The organism is Streptomyces sp. NPDC103540 (assembly GCF_055584445.1).
In genome coordinates, this window is record NZ_JBVJMA010000007.1 from 187719 (window position 1) to 211104 (window position 23386).

At 73.2% G+C, this 23386-nt stretch carries 20 protein-coding genes and 1 pseudogene; 4 read left to right on the plus strand and 17 right to left on the minus strand.

What is annotated here, in order from left to right; translation table 11 throughout:
- Window positions 1-21: 21 nt before the first annotated feature.
- The 8 genes and pseudogenes from cobA to ACZ6ZI_RS18810 all read right to left on the minus strand — a co-directional run bounded on the left by cobA (window position 22) and on the right by ACZ6ZI_RS18810 (window position 11442).
- Window positions 22-1257: a uroporphyrinogen-III C-methyltransferase gene (cobA, locus tag ACZ6ZI_RS18775; protein ID WP_469521962.1), complete on the minus strand. Its 1236-nt coding sequence runs from the start codon at window positions 1255-1257 to the stop codon at window positions 22-24.
- Window positions 1258-1553: 296 nt separating this feature from the next.
- Window positions 1554-5024 (minus strand): nicotinate-nucleotide--dimethylbenzimidazole phosphoribosyltransferase, encoded by a 3471-nt coding sequence (gene cobT, locus ACZ6ZI_RS18780; protein WP_469521965.1) that lies wholly within the window; start codon window positions 5022-5024, stop codon window positions 1554-1556.
- A gap of 251 nt (window positions 5025-5275) precedes the next feature.
- Complete coding sequence (gene cbiE / locus ACZ6ZI_RS18785) at window positions 5276-6496, minus strand: precorrin-6y C5,15-methyltransferase (decarboxylating) subunit CbiE (RefSeq protein ID WP_469521967.1); 1221 nt, start codon at window positions 6494-6496, stop codon at window positions 5276-5278.
- A 298-nt stretch (window positions 6497-6794) separates the two neighbouring features.
- Window positions 6795-7400: pseudogene (locus ACZ6ZI_RS18790) on the minus strand (GNAT family N-acetyltransferase); the annotation flags it as partial.
- A 284-nt stretch (window positions 7401-7684) separates the two neighbouring features.
- Window positions 7685-8554 carry a MetQ/NlpA family ABC transporter substrate-binding protein gene (locus ACZ6ZI_RS18795; RefSeq protein ID WP_469521969.1) on the minus strand — a complete coding sequence of 290 codons (870 nt, stop codon included), beginning with the start codon at window positions 8552-8554 and terminating at the stop codon, window positions 7685-7687.
- 139 nt (window positions 8555-8693) lie between these two features.
- Window positions 8694-9362 carry a methionine ABC transporter permease gene (locus ACZ6ZI_RS18800; protein ID WP_363060997.1) on the minus strand — a complete coding sequence of 223 codons (669 nt, stop codon included), beginning with the start codon at window positions 9360-9362 and terminating at the stop codon, window positions 8694-8696.
- Window positions 9359-10423: a methionine ABC transporter ATP-binding protein gene (locus ACZ6ZI_RS18805; protein WP_469521973.1), complete on the minus strand. Its 1065-nt coding sequence runs from the start codon at window positions 10421-10423 to the stop codon at window positions 9359-9361. The genes ACZ6ZI_RS18800 and ACZ6ZI_RS18805 overlap by 4 nt, the downstream gene beginning before the upstream one ends.
- A gap of 365 nt (window positions 10424-10788) precedes the next feature.
- Complete coding sequence (locus ACZ6ZI_RS18810) at window positions 10789-11442, minus strand: HAD-IA family hydrolase (protein WP_469521974.1); 654 nt, start codon at window positions 11440-11442, stop codon at window positions 10789-10791.
- Window positions 11443-11510: 68 nt separating this feature from the next.
- Between ACZ6ZI_RS18810 and ACZ6ZI_RS18815 the strand changes: the two genes are divergently transcribed.
- Both ACZ6ZI_RS18815 and ACZ6ZI_RS18820 read left to right on the plus strand, forming a co-directional pair.
- Window positions 11511-11879: a hypothetical protein gene (locus tag ACZ6ZI_RS18815; RefSeq protein WP_363061003.1), complete on the plus strand. Its 369-nt coding sequence runs from the start codon at window positions 11511-11513 to the stop codon at window positions 11877-11879.
- Window positions 11872-12288 (plus strand): hypothetical protein, encoded by a 417-nt coding sequence (locus ACZ6ZI_RS18820; protein ID WP_469521977.1) that lies wholly within the window; start codon window positions 11872-11874, stop codon window positions 12286-12288. The genes ACZ6ZI_RS18815 and ACZ6ZI_RS18820 overlap by 8 nt, the downstream gene beginning before the upstream one ends.
- A gap of 60 nt (window positions 12289-12348) precedes the next feature.
- Here ACZ6ZI_RS18820 and ACZ6ZI_RS18825 read toward each other — a convergent pair whose 3' ends face one another.
- The 3 genes from ACZ6ZI_RS18825 to ACZ6ZI_RS18835 form a co-directional block, all read right to left on the minus strand.
- Window positions 12349-12855 carry a GNAT family N-acetyltransferase gene (locus ACZ6ZI_RS18825; RefSeq protein WP_469521979.1) on the minus strand — a complete coding sequence of 169 codons (507 nt, stop codon included), beginning with the start codon at window positions 12853-12855 and terminating at the stop codon, window positions 12349-12351.
- A gap of 37 nt (window positions 12856-12892) precedes the next feature.
- On the minus strand, window positions 12893-13432 hold the full coding sequence (locus tag ACZ6ZI_RS18830) for a sigma-70 family RNA polymerase sigma factor (RefSeq protein WP_469521982.1): 540 nt from the start codon (window positions 13430-13432) through the stop codon (window positions 12893-12895).
- A gap of 73 nt (window positions 13433-13505) precedes the next feature.
- A complete protein-coding gene (locus tag ACZ6ZI_RS18835; RefSeq protein ID WP_469521985.1) occupies window positions 13506-14705 on the minus strand; it encodes a glycerophosphodiester phosphodiesterase in 1200 nt (399 codons plus the stop codon).
- 298 nt (window positions 14706-15003) lie between these two features.
- On the opposite strand from ACZ6ZI_RS18835, the gene ACZ6ZI_RS18840 reads away from it, so the two are divergent.
- On the plus strand, window positions 15004-15633 hold the full coding sequence (locus tag ACZ6ZI_RS18840) for a lysophospholipid acyltransferase family protein (protein ID WP_363061012.1): 630 nt from the start codon (window positions 15004-15006) through the stop codon (window positions 15631-15633).
- Window positions 15634-15648: 15 nt separating this feature from the next.
- On the opposite strand, the gene ACZ6ZI_RS18845 is transcribed toward ACZ6ZI_RS18840, so the two are convergent.
- The 3 genes from ACZ6ZI_RS18845 to ACZ6ZI_RS18855 form a co-directional block, all read right to left on the minus strand.
- A complete protein-coding gene (locus tag ACZ6ZI_RS18845) occupies window positions 15649-17124 on the minus strand; it encodes a membrane-associated oxidoreductase (RefSeq protein WP_469521988.1) in 1476 nt (491 codons plus the stop codon).
- Between the two features lie 69 nt (window positions 17125-17193).
- Complete coding sequence (locus ACZ6ZI_RS18850) at window positions 17194-18738, minus strand: MFS transporter (protein WP_469521992.1); 1545 nt, start codon at window positions 18736-18738, stop codon at window positions 17194-17196.
- A complete protein-coding gene (locus ACZ6ZI_RS18855; protein ID WP_363061018.1) occupies window positions 18738-19286 on the minus strand; it encodes a TetR/AcrR family transcriptional regulator in 549 nt (182 codons plus the stop codon). The genes ACZ6ZI_RS18850 and ACZ6ZI_RS18855 overlap by 1 nt, the downstream gene beginning before the upstream one ends.
- 89 nt (window positions 19287-19375) lie before the next feature.
- Here ACZ6ZI_RS18855 and ACZ6ZI_RS18860 point away from each other — a divergent pair, with 89 nt between their 5' ends.
- Window positions 19376-19876, plus strand: a complete 501-nt coding sequence (locus ACZ6ZI_RS18860; protein ID WP_469521995.1) for an HAD domain-containing protein — start codon at window positions 19376-19378, stop codon at window positions 19874-19876.
- A 541-nt stretch (window positions 19877-20417) separates the two neighbouring features.
- Here ACZ6ZI_RS18860 and ACZ6ZI_RS18865 read toward each other — a convergent pair.
- The 3 genes from ACZ6ZI_RS18865 to ACZ6ZI_RS18875 form a co-directional block, all read right to left on the minus strand.
- The gene (locus ACZ6ZI_RS18865) at window positions 20418-20618 is read right to left on the minus strand and encodes a hypothetical protein (protein ID WP_469521997.1); all 201 of its coding nucleotides are present in this window, start codon (window positions 20616-20618) and stop codon (window positions 20418-20420) included.
- A gap of 27 nt (window positions 20619-20645) precedes the next feature.
- Window positions 20646-22073, minus strand: coding sequence for an argininosuccinate lyase (gene argH, locus ACZ6ZI_RS18870; RefSeq protein WP_363061023.1), 1428 nt, complete (start codon window positions 22071-22073; stop codon window positions 20646-20648).
- Window positions 22074-22190: 117 nt separating this feature from the next.
- Window positions 22191-23384: an argininosuccinate synthase gene (locus tag ACZ6ZI_RS18875; RefSeq protein ID WP_363061025.1), complete on the minus strand. Its 1194-nt coding sequence runs from the start codon at window positions 23382-23384 to the stop codon at window positions 22191-22193.
- Window positions 23385-23386: the final 2 nt, after the last annotated feature.

A 23386-nucleotide genomic window follows, 5' to 3' on the forward strand; every position in this document is an offset into this window, starting at 1 on the left:
GGGTGTGGTGCCAACGGCCTGTCAGGCGCCGGCGGTGGGAAGGGCGCTCGGGGGGTTCACGCGGACGACCTCGCCGATCACGATGACGGCGGGCGGGCGGACCTCCCGGTCACGGACGGTCTCGCCGACGGTGGCCAGGGTGGCGTCCACGCGGCGCTGGGCGGCGGTGGTGCCCTCCTGGATCACGGCGACGGGGGTGTCGGCGGAGCGACCGTGGCCGACCAGGGCCTCGGCGATCAGGCCGATCTTGTCGACGCCCATGAGGATGACCAGGGTGCCGGTGAGCTTGGCGAGGGAGGACCAGTCCACGAGGGAGCGCGGGTCGTCGGGGCCGACGTGGCCGCTGACGACGGTGAACTCGTGCGCCACCCCGCGGTGGGTGACGGGGATGCCGGCGGCGCCGGGCACCGAGATGGAGCTGGAGATGCCGGGGACCACCGTGCAGGGGATGCCGTGCTCGGCGAGGGCCTGGAGCTCCTCCATGCCGCGGCCGAAGACGTACGGGTCGCCGCCCTTGAGGCGGACGACGGCCTTGCCGGCCTTGGCGTGCTCGATCAGCGCGTTGTTGATGGCCTCCTGGGCCATGAAACGGCCGTACGGGATCTTCGCGGCGTCGATGACCTCGACGTGCGGCGGGAGTTCGTCGAGGAGGTCGCGGGGGCCCAGCCGGTCGGCGATGACCACGTCGGCCTCGGCCAGCAGGCGCCGGCCGCGGACGGTGATCAGGTCCGGGTCGCCGGGGCCGCCGCCCACGAGGGCGACGCCGGGGGTGCGGGGGCGGGCGGCCGTCAGGGAGCCGTCGCGCAGCCCCTCGACGACGGCGTCGCGGACGGCCGCGGAACGCCGGGGGTCGTTGCCGCTCAGGACGGCGACGGTGACGCCCTCGACGCGGCCGGTGGCCGGGGTCCAGGCGGTGGCCGCCTCGGCGTCGTCGGCGCGCACGCACCACACCCGGCGGGCCTCGGCCTCGGCGGAGGCGGCGTCGTTCGCGGCGCGGTCGCGGGTGGCGATCAGGGCGTACCAGGCGCCGTCCAGGTCGCCGTCCCGGTAGTGCCGGCGCTCCCAGCGGATCTCGCCGGTCTCGGCCATGGCGTCCACGGAGGGGGTCGCGGAGGGGGAGACCAGCAGGACGTCGGCGCCGGCCGCGACGAGGGCGGGGAGGCGGCGCTGGGCCACCTGGCCGCCGCCGATGACGACGACGCGGCGACCGGTGAGGCGGAGTCCTACGGGGTAGGCGGGGTGTGCCGGGTGTGCCATGGCGGTTGCGGCTCCTGATGCGGCGGTGTCTACGGGCCGCTGCTGCGCTGGAGCGGCTGTGTCGGGGGGTGACGTGCGGTTTCCCTGTTCGGGTCCACGATACGACCCGGGGCCCGCGGCCGACCCCGGACCCCCGCGGGGTCGGGACCGTCCGGGCGGTGCCCCGGCCGACCGGGCCGTGGCCGATCGTCCCCGCATGCCGGTCCGGCCCCGCGCCGCCCGTCGGGGCGGGACGGGGCCGGAGGGCGGGGCCTGATGCCCGGCCCGGGGTCGTGCGGGGCCGGGCCGGGGTGCTGCTACTTCTCGGTGACGCCCGCGGCGTCGAAGGTGGCCACCTCGTGCATCGCGCGGGCCGCGCTCTGCACCAGGGGGAGGGCCAGGAGGGCGCCCGTGCCCTCGCCGAGGCGGAGGTCCAGGTCGACCAGCGGGCGCAGGCCGAGCTTGTTGAGGGCGGCGACGTGGCCGGGTTCCGCGCTGCGGTGGCCGGCGATGCAGGCCGACAGGGCCTCGGGGGCGATGGCCCGGGCCACCAGGGCGGCGGCTCCGGCGCTCACCCCGTCGAGGATGACCGGGGTGCGCAGGGAGGCCCCGCCGAGGAGCAGGCCGACGATCGCCGCGTGCTCCAGGCCGCCGATGGCCGCGAGGACGCCGATCGGGTCGGCCGGGTCGGGTCGGTGCAGCTCCAGGGCGCGGCGTACGACGTCCACCTTGCGGGCGTGCGTCTCGTCGTTGATGCCGGTGCCGCGGCCGGTGACCTCCGCCGGGTCGACTCCGGTGAACACCGAGATCAGGGCGGCGGAGACGGTGGTGTTGGCGATGCCCATCTCGCCCGTGAGGAGCGCCTTGTTGCCGGCGGCGACCAGGTCGCGGGCCGTCTCGATGCCGACCTCGATGGCCGCGATCGCTTCCTCGCGGGTCATGGCGGGGCCGACGGAGAGGTCGGCGGTGCCCGGACGGACCTTGCGCGGGAGCAGGCCCGGGGTGGCCGGGAGGTCGCCCGCGACGCCGACGTCGATGACGCAGACCTCGGCGCCGACCTGGTTGGCGAAGGCGTTGCAGACCGCGCCGCCGCCCAGGAAGTTGGCCACCATCTGCGTGGTGACCTCCTGCGGCCACGGCGTGACGCCCTGGGCGTGCACCCCGTGGTCACCGGCGAAGATCGCGACGGCCGCGGGCTCGGGGATCGGCGGCGGGCAGACCCGGGAGAGTCCGGCGAGCTGCGCGGAGATGATCTCCAGCATGCCCAGGGCCCCGGCGGGCTTGGTCATGCGCTTCTGCCGCTCCCAGGCCTCGCCGAGGGCCTTCGCGTCCAGCGGGCGGATGCCGGCGACGGTCTCGGAGAGCAGGTCGTGCGGCTCCTCGCCGGGCAGCGCGCGGCGCCCGTACGTCTCCTCGTGGACCACCCAGGCCAGCGGGCGGCGCTGGGACCAGCCGGCCTGCGCCAGCTCCGGCTCCTCGGGGAACTCGTCGACGTAGCCGACGCACAGGTAGGCGACGACCTCCAGGTGCTCGGGCAGGCCGAGCTCGCGGACCATCTCGCGCTCGTCGAAGAAGCTGACCCAGCCGACGCCGAGGCCTTCGGCGCGGGCGGCGAGCCAGAGGTTCTCGACGGCCAGGGCGGAGGAGTACGGGGCCATCTGCGGCTGGGTGTGCCGGCCGAGGGTGTGGCGTCCGCCGCGCGTGGGGTCGGCGGTGACGACGATGTTCACCGGGGTGTCGAGGATGGCCTCGATCTTCAGTTCCTTGAACTGCTTCGCCCGGCCCTTGGGCAGCGACTTCGCGTAGGCCTCGCGCTGGCGCTGGGCGAGCTCGTGCATCGTGCGGCGGGTCTCGGCCGAGCGGATGACGACGAAGTCCCAGGGCTGGGAGTGGCCGACGCTGGGGGCGTGGTGCGCGGCCTCCAGGACGCGCAGCAGCACCTCGTGCGGGATCGGGTCGGTGCGGAAGCCGTTGCGGATGTCGCGGCGCTCGCGCATGACGCGCAGGACGGCCTCGCGCTCGGCGTCGGCGTAGCCGGGGGCGGGCTCGCCCGGGGAGACGAACTCCACGGACTCGTCGGCCTCGACCGACTCGGCGGCCTCCGGGGCGGGGTCGACGACCTCGGCGGTGGGCCCGGCGGGGTCGACCGCCCCGGCGGGCTCGGCGGGCGCTTCGTCGAGGGCCTCGACGACCGGCTGGTCGGCGGCCTCGGGCGCCGGCTCCGCCACGGGGGCCGGGGCTTGCGGTGCCTCGGCGGCGGCGACGATCTCGGCGGCGTCCGTCGCCGGCTCGGCCGCGGGGGCCTCGGCGGCCTCGGGCAGCTGCTCGGGGGCGCTCTCGCCGGCGGGCTCCGCGACCGGTTCCTCGGCGGCCTGCACCACCGTTTCTGCGGGGACGGCCTCGGGGACGGCCTCCGCGACCGGCTCCGGGGCGGGGGTCGCCGGGGCGGCCTCGGTGGCCGGGGCGGCGTCCACGGCCGGGGCGACCGGCAGGGCCTCGGGCGCGGGCACGGGCTCCGGCTGCGGCTGCGGCTCGTCGGCGGCCGGGGCCACCGCGACGGGCTCCGGCGCGGCCTCCGGCTCCGGCGCGGGCGCCACGACGGGCTCGGCGACCGCCTCGACGGGGGCGGCGGGGGCGGCGGCCTCGGCCGGGGCGCCGGCTTCGGCGGGGGCGCCGGCTTCGGCCGGGGCGCCGGCTTCGGCGGGGGCGGCCGGGTCGGCGGGCGCGCCGGCCTCGGCCGGGGCGGCCTGGACCGGCTCCGCCGGCCAGGGGGCCCCGACCTGCGGGGTCTCACCGGGCTGCGGGGCCTGGACGGCCACGGGGGCCCCGGCCGGCGGGAAGTCGAGGTACTCGGGCTCGGGCGTGGCCGCCACGGGCTGCGGGGCTGCCGCGGGGGCCGGCTCCGCGGGCATGCCGGGCAGGTCCTGCGCGGCCTCCGGGACGAGGGGCACCGGCTGCGGCGCGACCTCCGGGGCGGGCTCCGGCGACGGCGCCGGCGCGGCGACCGCCTCGGGCGCGGGAGCGGCCACGGGGACCTGGCCGGGCTCGGCGCCCGGGACGGGGACGGCCGGGGCGGCCTGTACGGGCACGGCCACGGGCTCGCCGGCCGGGGCGGCGGCGGGCGGCGCCGGGGCCAAGACGGGGGCCGCCACGGGCGCCGGGGCGGCGGGCGCGGCGGCCGGGCCGCGGTCCGCGAGGGAACGTACGACTCCCCCGGTGGCGTCGGGCACGGGCGGACCCATGTGCAGCGGCCTGCGCGCCGGAGCCGGCTGCGCCACGGGCGCGGCCTGCTGCGGGACGACGAGCCCGCCGAGGTCGAGCGCGCCGGAGTCACGGCCGCCGGTCTCGTGGGCCCCGGCGCTGTAGGCGGCCGGGTCGAAGGCCTCGGGGGCGAGGGGCTGCTCGGCGTAGGGGGCCTCGGGGAAACCGGGGGCGGCGTAGCCGGGGTCGGGGAAGGCGAGGTGACCGGTGTCGGTGTAGCCGACCTGGTGCTGGGGGTACTCGGTGTAGCCGGGCTCGGCCGGGAAGTCCGTCGGGTAGGTCGGGACCGGGGGGACCACCTGCGGGTCGCTCCAGGAGCCCTGCCCGCTCGGCATCAGCAGCAGTTCCTCGTCCTCGGCCTCGGCCGGGTCGTCGACGAGGTCCTGGAAGGCGTAGCCGGCCGGAACCTGCGGCGGCACGGGCGGCAGCGGCGGGAGGGGCGGGATCGGCGCGGGAATGCCGTGCTGGTCCACCATGCCCGTGTTGTCCGGGTGACCCTCGCCCGGGACCTGGCCGGTGTCAGTCATGCGTACCCCTCGCCCATCGGTGTTGCCTCTTCGGTCGCCCGGTCGCCCACTGGGCCGCCGGGCGGAGTGTGCCGTGCGGGGTCGTCGTGCGGCGTCACGCCTCGCGTGCCCCCGCACAACAACTCCTGAGCATTGTCGCGCTCGTCGGTCGCGGTGTCGGCCATAAACCGGCACGGCCCCCTGTGGACTGCGCCACGTCGCGCGTCGGCCGGGGCGGTACGACGATCGGCCAGCCTACCCCGGGCTCCGCGTCAGCGGTTCACGGGGCGTTCGGCTGCCAGGAGGAACACCACGGAACGGTCCTGTTCCGCCCAGCTGCGGGTGTCGAGGCCGACCGACTGGAGGAGCGCGCATTCGACCGCGTACCCGTGTTCGGTGAGGGTGCGTCCGATGGCCTCGGCCTCGTCGCGGGTGGAGGCGTGGCTGACGATCCGTTCGGGGCGCCGGTCGGCGACGGCCGCGACGACGGGGGCGCCGCCGCCGCCGACGCGCACGACGTCGGGCTCGGGCAGGTTCTCCAGGACGTGCGGCGCCCGGCCGGCGACGACCTGGATCTGCACACCGCGCGCGCGGGCGGCGGCCGTTACGCGTTCGCAGGCGCGCGGGTCGGCATCGACGGCGATGACGGCGGCGCCGAAGGCGGCGGCGTCCACCGCGAGCGCTCCGGAGCCGGCGCCGATGTCCCAGACGAGGTCGCCGGGGCGCGGGCCGAGGCGGGCGAGTTGGGCGGCGCGCAGCGTCGCGGACTCCCCTTCCCCGGTGGGCGGTGCGGCGAGGTCGGTGTGCGGCCGGGCCCAGCCGCGGTCGACCGCGGGGCCCTGGCCCTGGCCGAGCCGCCAGACGGGGTCGGCGCCGGCGGCTTGCTGCCCGGCGCCGCCGATGACGATGACCACGTTGGGATCGCGCCAGCTGTGGTCGGCGGCCTTGTCGGAGGTGAGGACGGTGACGCGTTCGCGGTCGGTGCCGAGTTCCTCGCAGATGACGAACGTGCGGTGGACCCGGTCGAGCAGCAGGGCGAGTTCGGCGGGGCCGGCGCCGGGCGAGGTGAGGACGGCGACCTTGGGGTGGGCGCGGCAGACGTTGACGGCGCGGCGCAGGGTCCGGGGGTGGGCGACGACGACCTGGGCGTCGTCCCAGGGCATCCCGGCGCGCGCGAAGGCCGCGGCCACGGCCGAGACGGCGGGGACGACCTCGACCTCCAGGCCGTGTTCGGGGGCGCGCAGGGTCCGTACGACGCCGAAGAAACCGGGGTCGCCGTCGGCGAGGACCACGGCGGTGCCGCGGTGGCCGGCGATGCGGCGTGCGGCGAGGCCGAGGCTGCCGAGGCGGACGCGTTCGGCGCCGGGCGGGACCTCGGGGAGGGCGAGGTGGTGGGCGGCTCCGGCCACGAGGGTGGCGGCGGAGAGCGCGGACCGGGCGGCCGCGGTCAGCGGAGAGCCGTCCCAGCCGATCACCGTGACCCGGTCGGCCATCGTCGTCAGTCTCCTGGGGTGGGGGCAGGCGCGGTTTCGTCGGGAGGGTCGGGCACGGTGAGACTACCTGGTCATCGGCTCAGTACCGGTCGGCGCCGACGGCGCGGGAGGCGCCCGCGTCGGCCCGCCGGCCGTAGGGGCGCGGGCCGTCGTGGTCCGGGCGGGCCTCGTGGGTGGCGGGGCCGGTGCGGCCGGTTTGGTCCCGCGGGGCCGAGGGGTGGCGGGGGTCCGCGTGGTCGCGGTACTCGTCGCGGGGATCGCGGTACTCGTCGCGGGGGCCGTACTCGTACTCGTACTCGTACTCGCCGAAGGCGTCGGCGTCCTCGTCGAGGTCCTCGGGGAGCAGGCTCCAGACGATGACGTCGGTGCGGTTCTGCGTCCAGTCGCCGTCGGCCGCCTGGACGCGCACTATCCACGCGTTGCGCAGGACGCCTTCACTGATGCAACCGATCTTCTGCGCCACCTGCTGGGAGGCGGTGTTGTCGGCGGCGGTGCGCAGTTCGAGGCGCTCGAAGCGCTGTTCGCCGAAGAGCCACCGCGCGACGGCGCGCACGGACTCACTGGCGTAGCCCTCGCCGCGGGCCCAGGGCGCGGTGACGTACCGGGCCTCGGTGGCGCGGGTGCGCCAGTCGGTGTGGTGGAGGTGGACGAGTCCGACGAGGCGGTGCGTGAGGAACTCGGTCACCGCGAAAACGATCCCGCGGCCCTCGGTGCGCTCCTTGTGGGAGAGCCGGGTGGCCCAGGCGTGGGCGTCGGCGAGGGTGTAGGGGTGCGGGACGGTGGTCCAGGCGGTGACCTGCTCGTCGTTCATCATCTCGGCGAGCGCGGTGACGTCCTCTTCCTCGAACGGGCGCAGCACCAGCCGGTCCGTGCTGATGGTGACGTCCGGGAAGGTGGTAGTCATGCGCAGCTCCATGCCTGAGACCGTGGTGCGACCGTGGTGCGGGACCGTCTGTGCGGGTCGTAGGCCACAGCATGCAGCATCGGCCGGGCGATGTGCAGGGCCGGGCCGACCGAAGGCGGGCGGACCGCGGCCCCGCACGCCCGAATGGGTGCGCGGGGCCTGCGATCCGGCGTCCTACCAGGCCGTTTCGGCCTGTTGGCGAACCGTCAGTTCCGTCGGGCCCGTCGGACGGTCCGTCAGGGAGGTCCGCCGGTGGTGGTCCGTCAGGCGTTCTCGCGGGTGGTTCAGGAGGCGGCCGGGGCACCGAAGGCGGGGATGACCGAGCCCTGGTACTTCTCCTCGATGAACTTCTTGACCTCGTCGGAGTTCAGGAGCTTGGCGAGCTTCTGGACGCGGGGGTCGTTCTGCTTGCCCTCCTTGACCGCGAGGAAGTTGGCGTACGGGTTGCCCTCGGCCTTCTCCAGGACGAGCGCGTCCTTCGCGGGCGAGAGGTTGGCCTCCAGGGCGTAGTTGCCGTTGATGATCGCGGCGTCCACGTCGTTCAGGGCGCGGGGGACCGTGGCGGCCTCCAGCTCCTTGAACTCCAGGCCCTTCTTGTCGGTGATGTCGGAGAGCTTCGCGCTGGTGCCGACGCCGTCCTTGAGGGTGATGAGGTTGTTCGCGGCGAGCAGCTGGAGCGCGCGGCCCTCGTTGGTGGTGTCGTTGGGGACCGCGATGGTCTGGCCGGGCTTGATGTCGCCGATGGCCTTGACCTTCTTGGAGTAGAGGCCGAGCGGCTCCAGGTGCACGTTCACGACGGGCACGATGTGGGTGCCGTTCTTCTTGTTGAAGTCGTCGAGGTACGGCTTGTGCTGGAAGTAGTTGCCGTCGACCTGGCCCTGCTCGGTGGCGGTGTTGGGCAGGACGTAGTCCGTGAACTCCTTCACCTCCAGCTTGAGGCCGTCCTTCGCCGCGAGCTTGTCCTTGACGAAGTTCAGGATGTCGGCGTGCGGGCTCGGGGAGGCCGCGATGACCAGCGGCTTGCTCTCGTCGACCTTGCCGCCGTCGGTCTTGGCGGACGAGGACGGGTCCGAGGAGCTGCCGCAGGCGGTGAGGCCGAGGGCGAGCGCGGCGGAGGCGGCGGCGAAAGCGGTGAGCTTGATGTTCTTGCGCACGAAGAGTGCCTTTCTTGCGGTCCGGGTCCTCGTGGGACCCGTTGGTGGTGGCCCAAGCACGACAAGTGCGGGCTCTCGGGGGGGGTGAACCGCGGTGGCGGTTCGGGGGGGTGGTTCAGGGGGTTGCGGGTGGTTCGGCTCAGGCTGTCCGGCCGCGGCGGGCGAGGACGCGTACCACGCCGTCGCCGATCAGCTGGATCACCGTGACGAGGGCGATCAGCACGATGACGGTGGCGACCATGAAGCCGGTCTCGAAGCGCTGGAAGCCGTAGGTGATGGCCTTGGAGCCGAGGCCCTCTCCGCCGACCGCGCCGGCCATGGCGGAGTAGCCGACCAGGGTGATGACGGTCGTGGTGACGGCGGCGACCAGTGAGGGCAGCGCCTGCGGGAGGAGCACCTTGCCGACGAGGGTGGGGATGCCGCCGCCCATGGACTCGACCGCTTCGATGAGACCGTGGTCCACCTCGCGGACGGCCGTCTCGACGAGGCGGGCGAAGAAGGGGATGGCGCCGATGGCCAGCGGGACGATCATGGCGGTGGGGCCGATGAAGGTGCCGACGACGGCCGTGGTGACCGGGATGAGGGCGATCAGCAGGATGATGAACGGCAGCGAGCGGCCGACGTTCACGATCACGCCGAGGACCTTGTTCAGCGGCCGGTTCCGCAGGAGTCCGCCCTTGTCGGTGAGGACGAGCAGGATGCCGATGGGCAGTCCGCCGAGGACCGTCACCAGGGTGGACCACAGCACCATGTAGAGGGTGTCGTAGGTGCCCTGGGTGAGCAGGGGCTGCATCTCGGACCAGGTCACTTGGCACCATCCTTGACCAGTGCGGCCAGTTCGTTGTCGATCGCGTCGTCGGCGTCGGCCTCGTCGACCACGTCCACCTGGAGGCCCTGCTCGCGCAGGAAGCCGACGGGCACGACGTTGTCCTCGTAGCGGCCGGGCAGCTCGATGCGCATGCGGCCGATCTGGCGGCCGGCGACGGTGTCCATCGCGGCGCCCAGGATCGAGATGTCGACGTTGTAGGTGCGCGACAGCTGCGAGATGACGGGGCGCGTCGCGGCCTCGCCGTGGAAGGTGACGTCGACGACGGTGCGGTCGGGGCCGGTGGCGGTCCCGCTGACCGGGAAGAGTTCGCCGGCCAGCTCGGAGCCGGGGGTGGCGAGCAGTTCGGCGACGGTCCCGGACTCGACGATCCGGCCCCGCTTCATCAGCGCGGCGGAGTCGCAGACGGACTTGACGACGTCCATCTCGTGCGTGATGAGCAGGACGGTCAGGCCGAGCTGCCGGTTGAGGTCGCGCAGCAGCTGGAGGATCGAGCGGGTGGTCTCGGGGTCGAGGGCGCTGGTGGCCTCGTCGGAGAGCAGCACCTTGGGGTCGCCGGCCAGGGCGCGGGCGATGCCGACGCGCTGCTTCTGGCCGCCGGAGAGCTGGGTGGGGTAGGCCTTGGCCTTGTCGGCGAGGCCGACGAGGTCGAGGAGTTCCAGGGCCTTGCGGGAGCGCTCGCGGCCGGAGACGCCGAGGATCTCCAGGGGCAGCTCGACGTTGGCCTGGACGGTCCGCGACGACAGCAGGTTGAAGTGCTGGAAGACCATGCCGATGCGGCTGCGGGCCTCGCGGAGTTCCTTGCCGGCGCGGCGGCCCCGACCGGCGAGCGCGGTGAGGTCGACGCCGTCGACGGTCACGGTGCCGGTGGTGGGGCGCTCCAGCAGGTTCACGCAGCGGATGAGGGAGGACTTGCCGGCGCCGCTCTGGCCGATGACTCCGTAGACCTCGCCCTCACGGACGTGCAGGTCGACGCCGTCCAGGGCGGTGACCTCACGGCCACGGGACTGGTAGACCTTCGTGAGGCCCGATGTGGTGATCACAGGGAATTCCGTCGCTGTCGAGTGCACGGCGCAGCGGGTGCCGGGCACGGGGCATACATCTGGGACGCGATACGGGTCGAACCGTCACAAAAAGATGGCATCGACACATGCGCGGGGCAGGAGCGGTCCGGGTTGCGCGGACGGGCTCGGGCCGGTCTCGCTTCGGGGCGCGAGATAGCGGGGAGAGGGCCCTCAGAAGGCGCACATTCGACACATACAACGAGCACCGGGCGTCATCGTCGCCTCGGTCGCAAGGGTGCGGCTGCTCGTCGTGGTCATGGGCCCAGTAAAGCAGACAGTACGACTCACCGATCAACGTCGTCCGAATAGCGGACGGATTACGGCCGCATTCCGGACAGGGCGGGTCACTCCCGACCGTGCGTCCGGAGGGTCACTCCGGCGCCTTCGACCAGCGCGGACACGGCCGAGAGGTCCTTCACGACCACGTCCGCGTCGAGCTCCTCGGCGGGGTGGGTTGTGGCCAAGGCCACGGTCCGCATGCCGGCCGCGCGCCCCGCGGCGAGGCCCGCGGGAGCGTCCTCGAACACCACGCAGCGGGCCGGGTCGACCCCCAGGCGGCGGGCGGCGAGGAGGAACGGCTCGGGGTCCGGCTTGCCGCGCGTGACGTCGTCGGCGGCGACCAGCTCGGGGAAGTCGATGCCGGCCTCGCGCAGCCGGGCCTCGGCCAGCCGGCGGCCCGCGGAGGTGACCACCGCCCAGCGGCCCGCCGGCAGGGCGCCGAGCAGCTCCTTGGCGCCGGGCAGCAGGACCACTCCCCCGGGCACGTCCGCCAGCTCCAGGGCGTCGATGCGGGCCCGCGCGCCCGCCCGTACGGGTTCGGGCAGCAGGTCGGCGATGATCTCGGCGGCGGGGCGGCCGTGCAGCTCCACCCGCGCGAAGGCCTCCTCGGTGATCCCGTACTCCCGGGCCCAGCGGGTCCAGCAGCGGTGCACCGATTCCATGGACGAGACGAGGGTGCCGTCGTTGTCGAACAGCAGGGCTTCGGCGTGCAGCTTCATGCACTCCAGGAAAGCCCGCGCCGAGGGGTGAGCGCATCGGGTCTTTCGGCCCGTAATACCCTCGCTGCATGCTCGACGCCCTGACGGTCGCCATCGGCGCGGCCGCCCTCGCCCTCGCCGCCTGGTGCGGTCACGCCGCCTGGCGGGACCAGCCGACCAAGGACTGGCACTTCATCGGCATGGCCGTGGTGACCGTCCTGGTCCTGGCCCAGCTGGTGGTCGGCCTGGTCCAGCTGGCCCGCGGCGAGAAGCCCGCGCAGGGCACGGTGATCTTCGTGGCGTACCTGCTGGGCGCGTTCGCGGCGGTCCCGGCCGCCGGCCTGCTCTCGCTGAGCGAGCGGACCAAGTGGGGATCGGTGACGGTGGCCGCCGGCGCGGTCGTCCTGGCCGTCCTCGAAGTACGCCTCTACGACATCTGGGGAAACACCGGTGCCTGACACGACGACCGCCGAGCCCGAGGGACGGGGGCGCCTGGTCTCCGGACCGGGGCTGCTGCTGGTGTGGGTCTACGGCGTGATGGTGGTCGGCGCCGTCTCGCGCTCGGCCTACCAGATCTCCACCGAGTTCGACCGGGCCCCGCTGGCGTACGCGCTGTCCGCCGCGGCGGCCCTGGCCTACGCCTTCATCACCTACTCGCTGGTGCGCGGCGGGGAGAGGGCCCGCAGGATCGCGCTGCTGTGCTGCGGTGTCGAGCTGGCCGGTGTGCTGGCCGTCGGCACCTGGACGCTGGTGCGCCCCGAGGCCTTCCCCGACGCGACCGTGTGGTCCGACTTCGGGATGGGCTACCTGTTCATCCCGGTGATCCTGCCGATCACCGGGATGCTCTGGCTGCGCGCCCGGCGCTGATCGTCGGGCGCCGGCGTTCCGGCGCCGAACGTCAGATGCCGAACGTCAGGTGGCCGACCGTCAGGCGCTGACCGCGAAGTCGGTCGCGTCCTTGGCCTCCTTCTCCAGGATGACCAGGCGCACGCCGTCCGAGGCCGTGCGGTTGCCGACGGCCAGGTAGCCGGCCTTCCGGTACATCCGCAGGTTGGCCTCGCTCTTGACTCCGGTGTGCAGGCGGAAGCGGGTGGTCCCGGCGTGGCCGGCCAGCGAACCCTCCACCGCGCGCAGCAGCCGGGCCCCGAGGCCGTGACCCTGGAGGCGCGGGTGCACGCACAGCTTGGCGATGCTCGCCGTGCCGTCCTCGCCGGTGCTCCCGCGCACCGCCCCGACCACCTCGTCGCCGAGCCGGGCGACCAGGACGGTGTCGTCGGCCAGCTCCGCCTTCAGGGAGTCCAGGGACTGGGTGAGCGGCTGGATGAGGTAGTTGCCGTAGATCTCGGCCTCCCGCTGGAACGCCAGATACTGGAGCTTGAAGATCTGCTCGGCGTCCTCGGCGGTCGCCGCCGAAATGGTCACGCTCGTACCCATGTGCGCATGCCTCCCGCTCACCCGGAACCCCTGTGGTCTACCGCTCCCTTCCCCGCAGGCCAGGAGCCGCAACCTCTGCAGCCAGCATTCTGCGCAGACATCCCAGGCAACGGGAACGGACGGGCCCCAAACTTCCTTGTGAGATACCCAACTCTCCTGCGATTTCACGGTAGGTGAGGTCCCTGGGCGAAAGAAGTGCCCCCATCAGTTCCGGGCAACGCCCCGGCAATCGGGCGACCGCCGATCGGAGGGCACGGTTGTCCTCCCCGTGCAGCAGCGCCCCCTCGGGCCGGTCCTCCGGCGCGTCCGCCGCGTCCTCCGAGGTGGCTCCGTAGGGGATCTCGCGTCGCGCCCGCCGCCGGGCGAGCCGGGCCTCCGCGCGCACCGCGCGCCGTATCCACCGGGCCCGGCCCGTGGGATCGGCCTCGCGCGGGTCGCGCTCCAGCAGCCTGACCCAGACGGCTTGTTCCAGGTCGGCGGGGTCCACCCCGGCGGCCGGCGCCTCGGCCGCCGCCTCGGCGGACAGCAGCGGGCCCAGCTCGTCGACGAGTTCGGCCTTCACCTTCAGCAGGTCCATGCCGGGCGGGACGCGGACCCCGGGCCGGGCGGTTTCCCCGCCGCGCCCGGCCCACCCGTACGGGGACGCGTGCCTAGCCGTTGACGCGGCGACCGGGGCGGAAGTCCTCGGCGGCGAGCAGGCCCGTGTCCGGGTTGTCGGTGAAGATGCCGTCGATGCCCAGCTCGAAGTACCGGCGCAGGGCGCCGAGGGAGTCCCCGTACGCGGCCGGATCGGCGCCCTTGCGGTACTCGGCGGGCAGGAAGCTGTTCTCGTTGCGCGCCGTGTAGGGGTGCAGGACCAGGCCCCGGGCGTGGGCGTCGCGCACCAGGGTGGTGGGGGTGCCGAGGGCGCCGGAGGCGTCGCGGGGGACGACGAGGTCGAGGGTGGGGCCGATGCCCTGGGCGAAGCCGGCGATCCACTTCAGGCCCTCGGGCCTGACCAGGTCGGCGACCGTGCGCGGGTCCTTGGCCACCTCGAAGTCCCAGGGCCGGGTGTGCGCGGCCGAGAGCAGCACCACGCGCGGCGCGGACACCAGGCGGGACAGCCGCTGGATGCTGGAGGGCTCGAAGGACTGGAGGAAGACGGCGGCGTCGCGGCCGTCGCGGCGGAACCGGCGCAGGAGCTTGGCCAAGGGCTCCTCCAGGCCGAGGCCGAGGCCCCGGAAGTAGGTGGGGTGCTTGGTCTCGACGTGCAGCCAGACGCGCCGGTCGCGCCGGCGGCCCTCGCGTTCGGCCCAGCGCAGCACCTCCTCGAAGGTGGGGACGGCCCAGCGGCCGTCGTAGAGCGTGTTGCGCTGGCGGACGGCGGGGATGCGCTCCTTGGCGCGCAGGGTCTTCAGCTCGGCGAGGGTGAAGTCCTCGGTGAACCAGCCGGTGACCGCGACCCCGTCGATGGTCTTGGTGGTGCGGCGGGAGGCGAAGGCGGGGTGGTCGGCGACGTCGGTGGTGCCGCCGATCTCGTTCTCGTGCCGGCAGACCAGGTGCCCGTCCTTGGTGGGGACGAGGTCCTGCTCGATCACGTCGGCGCCGAGGTCGAGGGCGAGCTGGTACGAGCCGAGGGTGTGCTCGGGGCGGTAGCCGCTCGCGCCCCGGTGGCCGATCACCGTCGGGGAGGGCAGGTCCCGGAAGCCGCCCTCGCGCCCGACCGCGCGAGCGTCGGGCGCGTCGGCGGCCTCGGCCGCGTCCACGCCGCGCGCGGAGGCGCTCGTGGCCGTCATCGCGGTCATGCCGGCCCCGGCGGCCAGGACGGCCGCCCCCAGCACCGTGCGCCGTGCTGCCCCACCCTGTGTCATGAGTGCCACTCCTTGTTCGCGAGGGCCCCGGCCCCGGGATCTCCGGCCACCGTCCGGCCCGGATCGGGGTGCGATCGTAGGCAGCGGGAGGTGACCCGGGGGCGGGCTGCGACGGAACATGGCGGAAACACGCGTCAACACTGCGTATCCAGTGCGTGAACCCGATGTGCGATCAGTGGTGACCCGCGAGTATCGTCCTCACCTGCACTACCACCGTGTGGTGCGAAAGCCGCTTTTCGATGCCGGAGGGCTCACGTTGTTCCGTACCGCGCTCATCAAAGCCACTGTCGGACCGGTCATGCGCATGATGTTCCGTACCCGGGTGGAGGGCATCGAGAACATCCCGGGCACCGGTCCGGTGATCCTCGCGGGCAACCACCTCACCTTCATCGACTCGATGATCCTGCCCCTGGTCTGCGACCGCACGGTCCACTTCATCGGCAAGGACGAGTACGTGACGGGCAAGGGCCTCAAGGGCCGCCTGATGGCGTGGTTCTTCACCGGCGCCGGCATGATCCCCGTGGACCGCGACGGGGCCAACGGCGGGGTCGCCGCGCTGATGACGGGCCGGCGGATCCTGGAGGAGGGCAAGATCTTCGGGATCTACCCCGAGGGCACCCGCTCCCCCGACGGCCGCCTCTACCGGGGTCGCACCGGCATCGCCCGCCTCACCCTGATGACCGGCGCCCCCGTGGTGCCGTTCGCGATGATCGGCACCGACAAGCTCCAGCCCGGCGGCGCCGGCATGCCGCGCCCGGGCCGGGTCACCGTCCGCTTCGGCGAGCCGATGGAGTTCTCCCGCTACGAGGGCATGGACCGCGACCGCTACGTGCTGCGGGCCGTCACGGACTCGGTGATGGCGGAGGTCATGCGGCTCTCGGGCCAGGAGTACGTGGACATGTACGCGACCAAGGCCAAGGCGGCCTGAGCGGGCGTCACCGCCTCACTGTCGGCTCAATGACCGGCTGATCCCCGCCGCCGTCGTGGTGGCGAGGATCCAGCCGGTCACGATCAGCAGGTACGACAGCCACTGGTACCAGCCGCTCGGCGCGAAGGCGGTCTCCTGCCCGAAGCCGACGATGGGCACCAGCAGGTCGATGGTGTAGAAGACCGGGTTGAAGTCGGGGGCCTCCCCGGCCTTCATCGCGCGCGGCGGCCGCAGCCCGTAGGCGATCGTGCCCGTCACCAGCAGCGCCAGCAGCCAGCCCGCGGCGCGCAGCGGGCGGAACCCGTAGCCGACGGTGGTGTCCTGGAGCAGGCCCCAGACCCGGCTGTGCCGGGGTCGGGTGCGTCGGTGGCGGCGCAGTTTGGCGAGCTGGACGGTCCGGGCGGAGGTCTCGTCCCCGACGGTGCGGTACGCGGCGGCCAACTGCTCGTAGGCGTACGGGAGGTAGCCGTCCTCCTCGCGCTCCAGCAGCGGCACCCGTTCCTCTGCCGGCAGGTGGGGTTGCAGCAGCCGGTAGGTGAGCCCGTCCATGCGGACCACGGGCGGCCAGACGCTCGGCTCGACCCACAGGATGTCGAACTGGCCGCGGCGCAGGTTGACGATCCCGTCGACGGTGGGGCACTTGCGCAGCCAGAACTCGCCGATGACGGAGGAGCTGGCGCGCAGGGCCACGCCGCCGGGGTTCGACAGGCCGGCCCGGCTCAGGACGAGCTGGCCGGGGATCCGGGCTCCGGTGAGGTTGACCATGCCCTCGGCGCGCAGCCCGTTGCCGCGTACGTCGCTGCCGACGGTCAGGGTCTCGGCGTGCAGGGCGGTGCCGCCGGGGTTGATGAGGCGGGCGCCGTCGAGGTTGACCTGACCGGTGACGGTGGAGCCGTTGAGGCGGAACTCGCCGTGCACGGCGAGGCCGTCGGCGATGACGTCCGTACCTATCTCGGCGTGGTTGAGCTGGAGCGGCGGCTCGTCGAGCTCGTCGGCCTGGTCGCCGGGCGTGACGGTGGCCCCCTGGAGGAAGAGCCCGCCGGCGATCCGCGCGCCCGCGAGCCGGACGGGCCCCTCGACGCGGCAGCCGGAGAGCCGGAGCACCACCTCGACGCGGACGGTCGCCGCGGTCAGGCCCGGCAGGGTGGAGTCGCCGAGGACGACGGCGCGCAGTTGGGCGCCGTACATCATGGGTTTGCGTTCGAACCAGCAGCCCCGCAGCCGGATCGGGTGGTCGACGACCGCGTACTTGAGGTCGAGCTTGCCGACGATCCGCGCCCCGTAGACCTTGAGCCCGGCGACCCGGCCCGCTTCGGCGGAGCCGCCGACGAGCAGCGCGCGCAGCACCTCCGCGCGCAGGGTGCGCTCGGGCCCCCAGGAGGCTCCGTCGTGGGAGGTCTCCCCGGGGCTCGCGCGGAAGTCGACGCCCTCCCCGCGCGGGAAGGCGTCGACGACGCGGCGTTCGGCCGGGGTGAGGTCGGTGATCTCCATCGCCGGGATGGTGTCCCGGCGTCGAACGCACTGTCAACTCCGTTCGGGGCCCGACCGCCTGTCGGCACGTCAGTGCTCGACGCCCTCCTGGAGCTCCTGCCCCTTGAGCAGGAACCAGGCCGCGACCGCGGTGGCGATCAGGACGGCGGCGCCGACCCCGGAGGCGAGCCGCAGACCGTCCACGAAGGCGTCCTGGGCGGCGGTGACCATGGTGTGGGCGGTCTGCGGGTCCAGGGCCCGGGCGGCCTCCACCGCGCCGCCGAGGGACTCGTGGGCGGCGTCGGCCACCGGGGCGGGGACCGAGGCGGGGGCGGTGAAGCTCTGGTAGACGCCGGTGACGACCGAGCCGAGCAGGGCGATGCCGAGGGCGGCGCCGAGCTCGTACGCGGTCTCGGAGACGGCGGAGGCCGAGCCGGCCTGTTCCTTGGGGACGCTGGAGAGGATCACGTCGGCGGTGACGGTGAAGGAGAAGCCGGCGCCGAGTCCGACGACGAGGAGGGCGACGCCGAGCAGCGGGTAGCCCGTCTCGCGGTGGATCACGGTGAGCACGCCGAGCGCCAGGCCGATGGCGGCGAGGCCCCCGGAGACGATGACGCGCACCGAGTACCTGCGGGCGTACCGGCCCGCGACCAGGCCGGTGGCCACCGCGCCGATGGCGGCGGGCAGTTCGGCGAGGCCGGCCTCCAGCGGGTCGCGGCCCTGGACGAGCTGGAAGAACTGGGAGAGGAAGAAGACCAGGCCGGAGAGGCCGAAGACGGTCAGGAGGTCGGCGAGGACCGCGCCGGAGAAGCCGCGGTGGCGGAAGAGGCGCATGTCGAGCAGCGGGGAGGTGAGGGCGAACTGGCGGCGCACGAAGGCGTACAGGCAGGCGGCGCCGAGGACGGCGGACAGCCAGACGGCCGGGGTGGGGCCGTGGGTGGCCACCTCCTTGATGGCGTACACGACGCTGATGACGCCGACGAGGGACAGGCCGACGCTGACCAGGTCCCAGGGGCCGGCGACCGGGTTCTTGGACTCGGGGAGCAGCCGGATGCCGACGAGGACCAGGGCGATCATCACGGGCAGGTTGATGAGGAAGACCGAGCCCCACCAGAAGTGCTGGAGCAGGGCTCCGCCGACGACGGGCCCGACGGCCGCGCCGGCCGAGGCGGTGGCGCCCCAGATGCCGATGGCGAGGCTGCGTTCGCGCGGGTCGGAGAAGATGTTGCGGATCAGCGCGAGGGTGGAGGGCATGAGGGTGGCGCCGGCCACGCCGAGCAGGGCGCGGGCGACGATCATCATCTCGGGGCTGGTCGCGTAGGCGTTGAGGACCGAGACGGCGCCGAAGGCGGTGGCGCCGACGAGGAGGAGCTTCTTGCGGCCTATCCGGTCGCCGAGGGAGCCCATGGAGACGAGCAGGCCGGCGATGACGAACGAGTAGATGTCGCCGATCCACAGCAGTTGGGTGCCGGACGGCTTGAGGTCCTCACTGAGGGCGGGGGTGGCGAGGCCGAGTACGGTGGCGTCGACCGCGACCAGCAGGACGGCCAGGACCAGCACGGAGAGCGCCAGCCAGCGTCCTCGACCGGTCCCCTCCGCCCCGGTGTGCCGGTTCAGCTGTTCGGTACGGCTCATCACTCCACACTCCGTCGTGCTCCACCGAGCAGCAACTCGGTGATCATGTACTGGAAGTCCTTGGCGGCGACCCGCCCGTCCATCACGGCCCAGGCGCAGCTGCCGATGAGGCCGTAGAGGGCCTCGGTGAGCCATGCGGGGCTCAGGTCGATGCGGATGTCCCCCTCGTTCTGGCCCCGCTTGAAGAGCGCGAGGACGCGGGCGTCGAGGCGGGCCCAGCCCTCGTTGACCTGGTCGCCCTCGAAGAGCTGGTTCTCGGTGACGAGGAAGGCCAGCAGTTCGGCGTTGGGCTCCGCCTCGGCGATGAGCCGCCTCAGCGCCTCCACCGCCGTGTCCTCGTCGAGGCGGGCGGCGTCGAAGGCCTGCTCGAAGGCCCGGATCCCGAGATCCTCCAGGGCCCGTACGAGGGCGTCGCGCCCGGCGAAGTGTCGGTGGAGGGTCGCCCTGCCGATGCCGGCGGCGCGCGCCACCTCGTCCATCGTGGCGGTCGATTTGCGGGAGAGCAGGGCCGCCGCGTCGCGGAGCACCTGGTCACGATCCATGGCCATGAGACGAGCATACCCCAAATGAGACGCCAATGTCTCATTCGAAGAAAAACAGGCTGCCGGAGAGGCCGCCGGAGAGAAAGGCTGATCACATGAAGCCACTGCTGCTGATCGACGTCGACGGCCCGCTGAACCCCTACGCGGCCAAGGCCCAACGCCGACCCGAGGGCTACGGCACCCACCGGATGCGCCCGACGGGCTTCACGGAGGGCCGACCGCTGCGGGTCTGGCTCAACCCCGGGCACGGCGCCGAGCTGCTCGCCCTCGCGGACCTCTACGACCTCGTGTGGGCCACCACCTGGAAGGACGAGGCCAACGACTGGATAGGCCCGCGCCTGGGCCTGCCGCGACTGCCCTTCGTCGACTGGCCGGTGATGCACGGCCGCTCCCCGCGCGGCACGTTCTGGAAGACGCAGTACATCCTCCCGTACGCGGCCGGCCGACCCTTCGCCTGGATCGACGACGACATCACGACCATGGACCACGAGTACGTCGACCGGACGTACCCGGCGCGGACGCTGCTGATGCGGGTGGACGAACGGATCGGGCTGATCCGGCCGGACTTCGACGCGCTGGCGGACTGGGCGGCGTAGACGCGGCAGGGGCGGCCGGGGCGCGGGCGGGGCCGCGGGCGCGGACGGGGCCACGGGCGCGGGCGCGGGCGGGGCAACGGGCGCGGACCCGGCGGCCGGGCATTCGGGGCCCCTTACCCAGGGCGTGGACGATCATGCGCGACCGTCAACGGGCGCCGGAGCGCATTCCACCGTCGAGCGAATGTGCGCATTCGAGGGGGGTTTGATCATTTGGGGTGAGCATCGCCGTCCCCCCTTCTGCCGGCGGGTCCGAGGGGAGGAGAGTCCTCCCCGGTGAGCCCTTGCCCGGGGTGGGCCACCTGCACCGATCCATCACACGCAGGGAGAGAACCATGAACGGATCCAGGAAGCTCACCTTCGCGGCGGCCGCGCTCGCCCTCACGGTCGGCGGCGCGGTCGCGGTGTCCTCCGCCTCCGCCGAACCGACGGTCACGTCCCGCACCGCCATGACCACCACCACGGCCTGGGCCAAGATCGCCGCCAACGGCCAGGTCCTCGGCGGCCAGGGCATCACCGGGATCAACAAGTTCGGCATCGGCCGCTACAACATCACCACGGCCGCGGGCCTCAACGGGTGCGCCCTCCTCGGCACCATCAACACCAACGGGGGCAACGACCCCGGCCCCGGCAGCTCGTCCATCCTGGTCGGCCAGGTGAACGGGAACACGCTGTTCATCCGGACCGCGACGCCGTCCGCCGGCGGCAGCGCCGCCGTGGACAGCGACCGACCGTTCTCGATCACCGTGGTCTGCCCCTCCCGTCCCGTCGACTACTGCTTGTGGATCGCCCAGGCGTGCTGGATGACCAGGTCGGCCTTCAGCTCGGTGAGCTGGACGGCGACCGCCGAGGGGGCCGTGCCGCCCCGGCCGTCGCGGGACGCCAGGGCGCCTTCGACGTTGAGGACGGTGCGGACCTCGGGGGTCAGGTGCTCCGAGATCTTCACGAACTGCTCGTCGGTGAGCTGGTCCAGTTCGATGCCCTCGGCCTCGCAGACCTTGACGCACTCGCCGGCCACCTCGTGCGCCACCCGGAACGGCACGCCCTGCTTGACCAGCCACTCCGCGATGTCGGTGGCCAGCGAGAAGCCCGCCGGGGCCAGCTCCCGCATCCGCTCCGCGTTGATCGTGAGGGTGGCCATCATGCCGGTGAAGGCCGGCAGCAGGACTTCGAGGGTGTCGCAGGAGTCGAAGACGGGCTCCTTGTCCTCCTGGAGGTCCCGGTTGTAGGCCAGCGGCAGCGCCTTGAGGGTGGCCAGCAGGCCGGTCAGGTTGCCGATGAGCCGGCCCGACTTGCCGCGCGCCAGCTCCGCGATGTCGGGGTTCTTCTTCTGCGGCATGATCGAGGAGCCGGTGGAGAAGGCGTCGTGGAGGGTGACGAAGGAGAACTCCTTCGTGTTCCACAGGATGATCTCCTCCGCGATCCGGGACAGGTTGATCCCGATCATCGCGGTGACGAAGGCGAACTCGGCGACGAAGTCCCGCGAGGCCGTGCCGTCGATGGAGTTGCCGACCGAACCCCGCTCGAAGCCCAGGTCGGCGGCGACCGCCTCCGGGTCCAGGCCGAGGGAGGAACCGGCGAGCGCGCCCGAACCGTACGGGGAGACCGCCGTGCGGGTGTCCCACTGCCGCAGCCGCTCGGCGTCCCGGGACAGGGACTGCACGTGGGCCAGCACGTGGTGGGCGAACAGGACGGGCTGCGCGTGCTGGAGGTGGGTCCGGCCGGGCATGGCCACGTCCGGGTGCGCCTCCGCGAGTCCGACCAGGGCGTCCTGGAGGTCGGCGATCAGACCGCCGATGGTCCGCGCGTGGTCGCGCAGGTACATCCGGAAGAGGGTGGCCACCTGGTCGTTGCGCGAACGGCCGGCCCGCAGCTTGCCGCCGAGGTCGGCGCCGAGGCGCTCCAGCAGTCCCCGCTCCAGGGCGGTGTGGACGTCCTCGTCGGCGATGGTGCCGACGAAGGAGCCGTCGGCCACGTCGGCTTCGAGCCGGTCGAGGCCGTCGATCATGCGGTCGAGTTCCTCGGCCGTGAGCAGGCCCGCCTTGTGCAGCACGCGGGCGTGGGCGCGCGAGCCGGCGATGTCGTACGGCGCCAGGCGCCAGTCGAAGTGGACCGACGCGGACAGCTTCGCGAGGGCCTCCGAAGGCCCGTCGGCGAACCGGCCGCCCCAGAGCCGGACGTCACCGTTGTTGCTGCTCACAGCTACTGCTCCTCATGAGGGTGGGTGTGCGACGGCCTCCCCGCCGCGGAGGTAACGGGGAGGCCGTCTCGGTACTGCCGTACTGCGCGTGGCGCGCTCCTGCGTGACGACCGGGGGTCAGGCGAGGTCGCGGCGCGCGGCGATCTTCGCGGAGAGGGCGAAGATGTCGATGAAGCCCTGGGCCTTGGACTGGTCGAAGGTGTCGCCCGAGTCGTAGGTGGCCAGGTTGAAGTCGTAGAGGGACTCGTCCGACTTCCGGCCGGTGACGACGGCGCGACCGCCGTGCAGGGTCATCCGGATGTCACCGGTGACGTGCTGGTTGGCCTCGTTGATGAAGCCGTCCAGGGCCCGCTTGAGCGGGGAGAACCACAGGCCGTCGTAGACCATCTCGCCCCAGCGCTGCTCGACCTGCCGCTTGTAGCGGGCCAGCTCGCGCTCGACGGTGACGTTCTCCAGCTCCTGGTGGGCGGTGATCAGCGCGATCGCGCCCGGGGCCTCGTACACCTCGCGGGACTTGATGCCGACGAGACGGTCCTCGACCATGTCGATCCGGCCGATGCCCTGGGCGCCGGCGCGCTCGTTGAGCTGCTGGATGGCCTGGAGGACGGTGACGGGCTTGCCGTCGATGGCGACCGGGACGCCCTCCTTGAAGGAGATGACGACCTCGTCGGCCTCGCGGGGGGTCGCCGGGTTCGAGGTGTACTCGTAGATGTCCTCGATAGGGGCGTTCCAGATGTCCTCCAGGAAGCCCGTCTCGACGGCGCGACCGAAGACGTTCTGGTCGATGGAGTACGGGGACTTCTTGGTGGTGGCGATGGGGAGCTCGGCCCGCTCCGCGAAGGCGATGGCCTTGTCGCGGGTCATCGCGTAGTCACGGACCGGGGCGATGCACTTGAGGTCCGGGCCGAGGGCCTGGATGCCCGCCTCGAAGCGGACCTGGTCGTTGCCCTTGCCGGTGCAGCCGTGGGCGACGATGCCGGCGCCGTGCTTCTTCGCGGCGGCGACGAGGTGCTTGACGATCGTCGGCCGGGAGAGGGCGGAGACCAGCGGGTAGCGGTCCATGTAGAGGGCGTTCGCCTTGATCGCCGGGAGGCAGTACTCGTTGGCGAACTCGTCCTTGGCGTCCGCGACCTCGGCTTCCACGGCACCGCAGGCGAGCGCGCGCTTGCGGATGACGTCCAGGTCCTCGCCGCCCTGGCCGACGTCCACGGCAACGGCGATGACCTCGGCGCCCGTCTCCTCGGCGATCCAGCCGATGGCGACGGAGGTGTCCAGGCCGCCCGAGTAGGCGAGTACGACGCGCTCGGTCACGG

What these genes read in the sequence shown, in the direction of transcription:
- cobA (WP_469521962.1), bottom strand. Translation starts at nt 1,257, where the DNA reads ATGGCACACCCGGCACACCCCGCCTACCCCGTAGGACTCCGCCTCACC.
- ACZ6ZI_RS18850 (WP_469521992.1), bottom strand. Translation starts at nt 18,738, where the DNA reads ATGAGCCGTACCGAACAGCTGAACCGGCACACCGGGGCGGAGGGGACC.
- ACZ6ZI_RS18840 (WP_363061012.1), top strand. Translation starts at nt 15,004, where the DNA reads ATGCGCATGATGTTCCGTACCCGGGTGGAGGGCATCGAGAACATCCCG.
- ACZ6ZI_RS18815 (WP_363061003.1), top strand. Translation starts at nt 11,511, where the DNA reads ATGCTCGACGCCCTGACGGTCGCCATCGGCGCGGCCGCCCTCGCCCTC.
- cbiE (WP_469521967.1), bottom strand. Translation starts at nt 6,496, where the DNA reads ATGGCCGACCGGGTCACGGTGATCGGCTGGGACGGCTCTCCGCTGACC.
- ACZ6ZI_RS18835 (WP_469521985.1), bottom strand. Translation starts at nt 14,705, where the DNA reads ATGACACAGGGTGGGGCAGCACGGCGCACGGTGCTGGGGGCGGCCGTC.
- ACZ6ZI_RS18855 (WP_363061018.1), bottom strand. Translation starts at nt 19,286, where the DNA reads ATGGCCATGGATCGTGACCAGGTGCTCCGCGACGCGGCGGCCCTGCTC.
- ACZ6ZI_RS18845 (WP_469521988.1), bottom strand. Translation starts at nt 17,124, where the DNA reads ATGGAGATCACCGACCTCACCCCGGCCGAACGCCGCGTCGTCGACGCC.
- ACZ6ZI_RS18860 (WP_469521995.1), top strand. Translation starts at nt 19,376, where the DNA reads ATGAAGCCACTGCTGCTGATCGACGTCGACGGCCCGCTGAACCCCTAC.
- cobT (WP_469521965.1), bottom strand. Translation starts at nt 5,024, where the DNA reads ATGACTGACACCGGCCAGGTCCCGGGCGAGGGTCACCCGGACAACACG.
- ACZ6ZI_RS18825 (WP_469521979.1), bottom strand. Translation starts at nt 12,855, where the DNA reads ATGGGTACGAGCGTGACCATTTCGGCGGCGACCGCCGAGGACGCCGAG.
- ACZ6ZI_RS18830 (WP_469521982.1), bottom strand. Translation starts at nt 13,432, where the DNA reads ATGGACCTGCTGAAGGTGAAGGCCGAACTCGTCGACGAGCTGGGCCCG.
- ACZ6ZI_RS18810 (WP_469521974.1), bottom strand. Translation starts at nt 11,442, where the DNA reads ATGAAGCTGCACGCCGAAGCCCTGCTGTTCGACAACGACGGCACCCTC.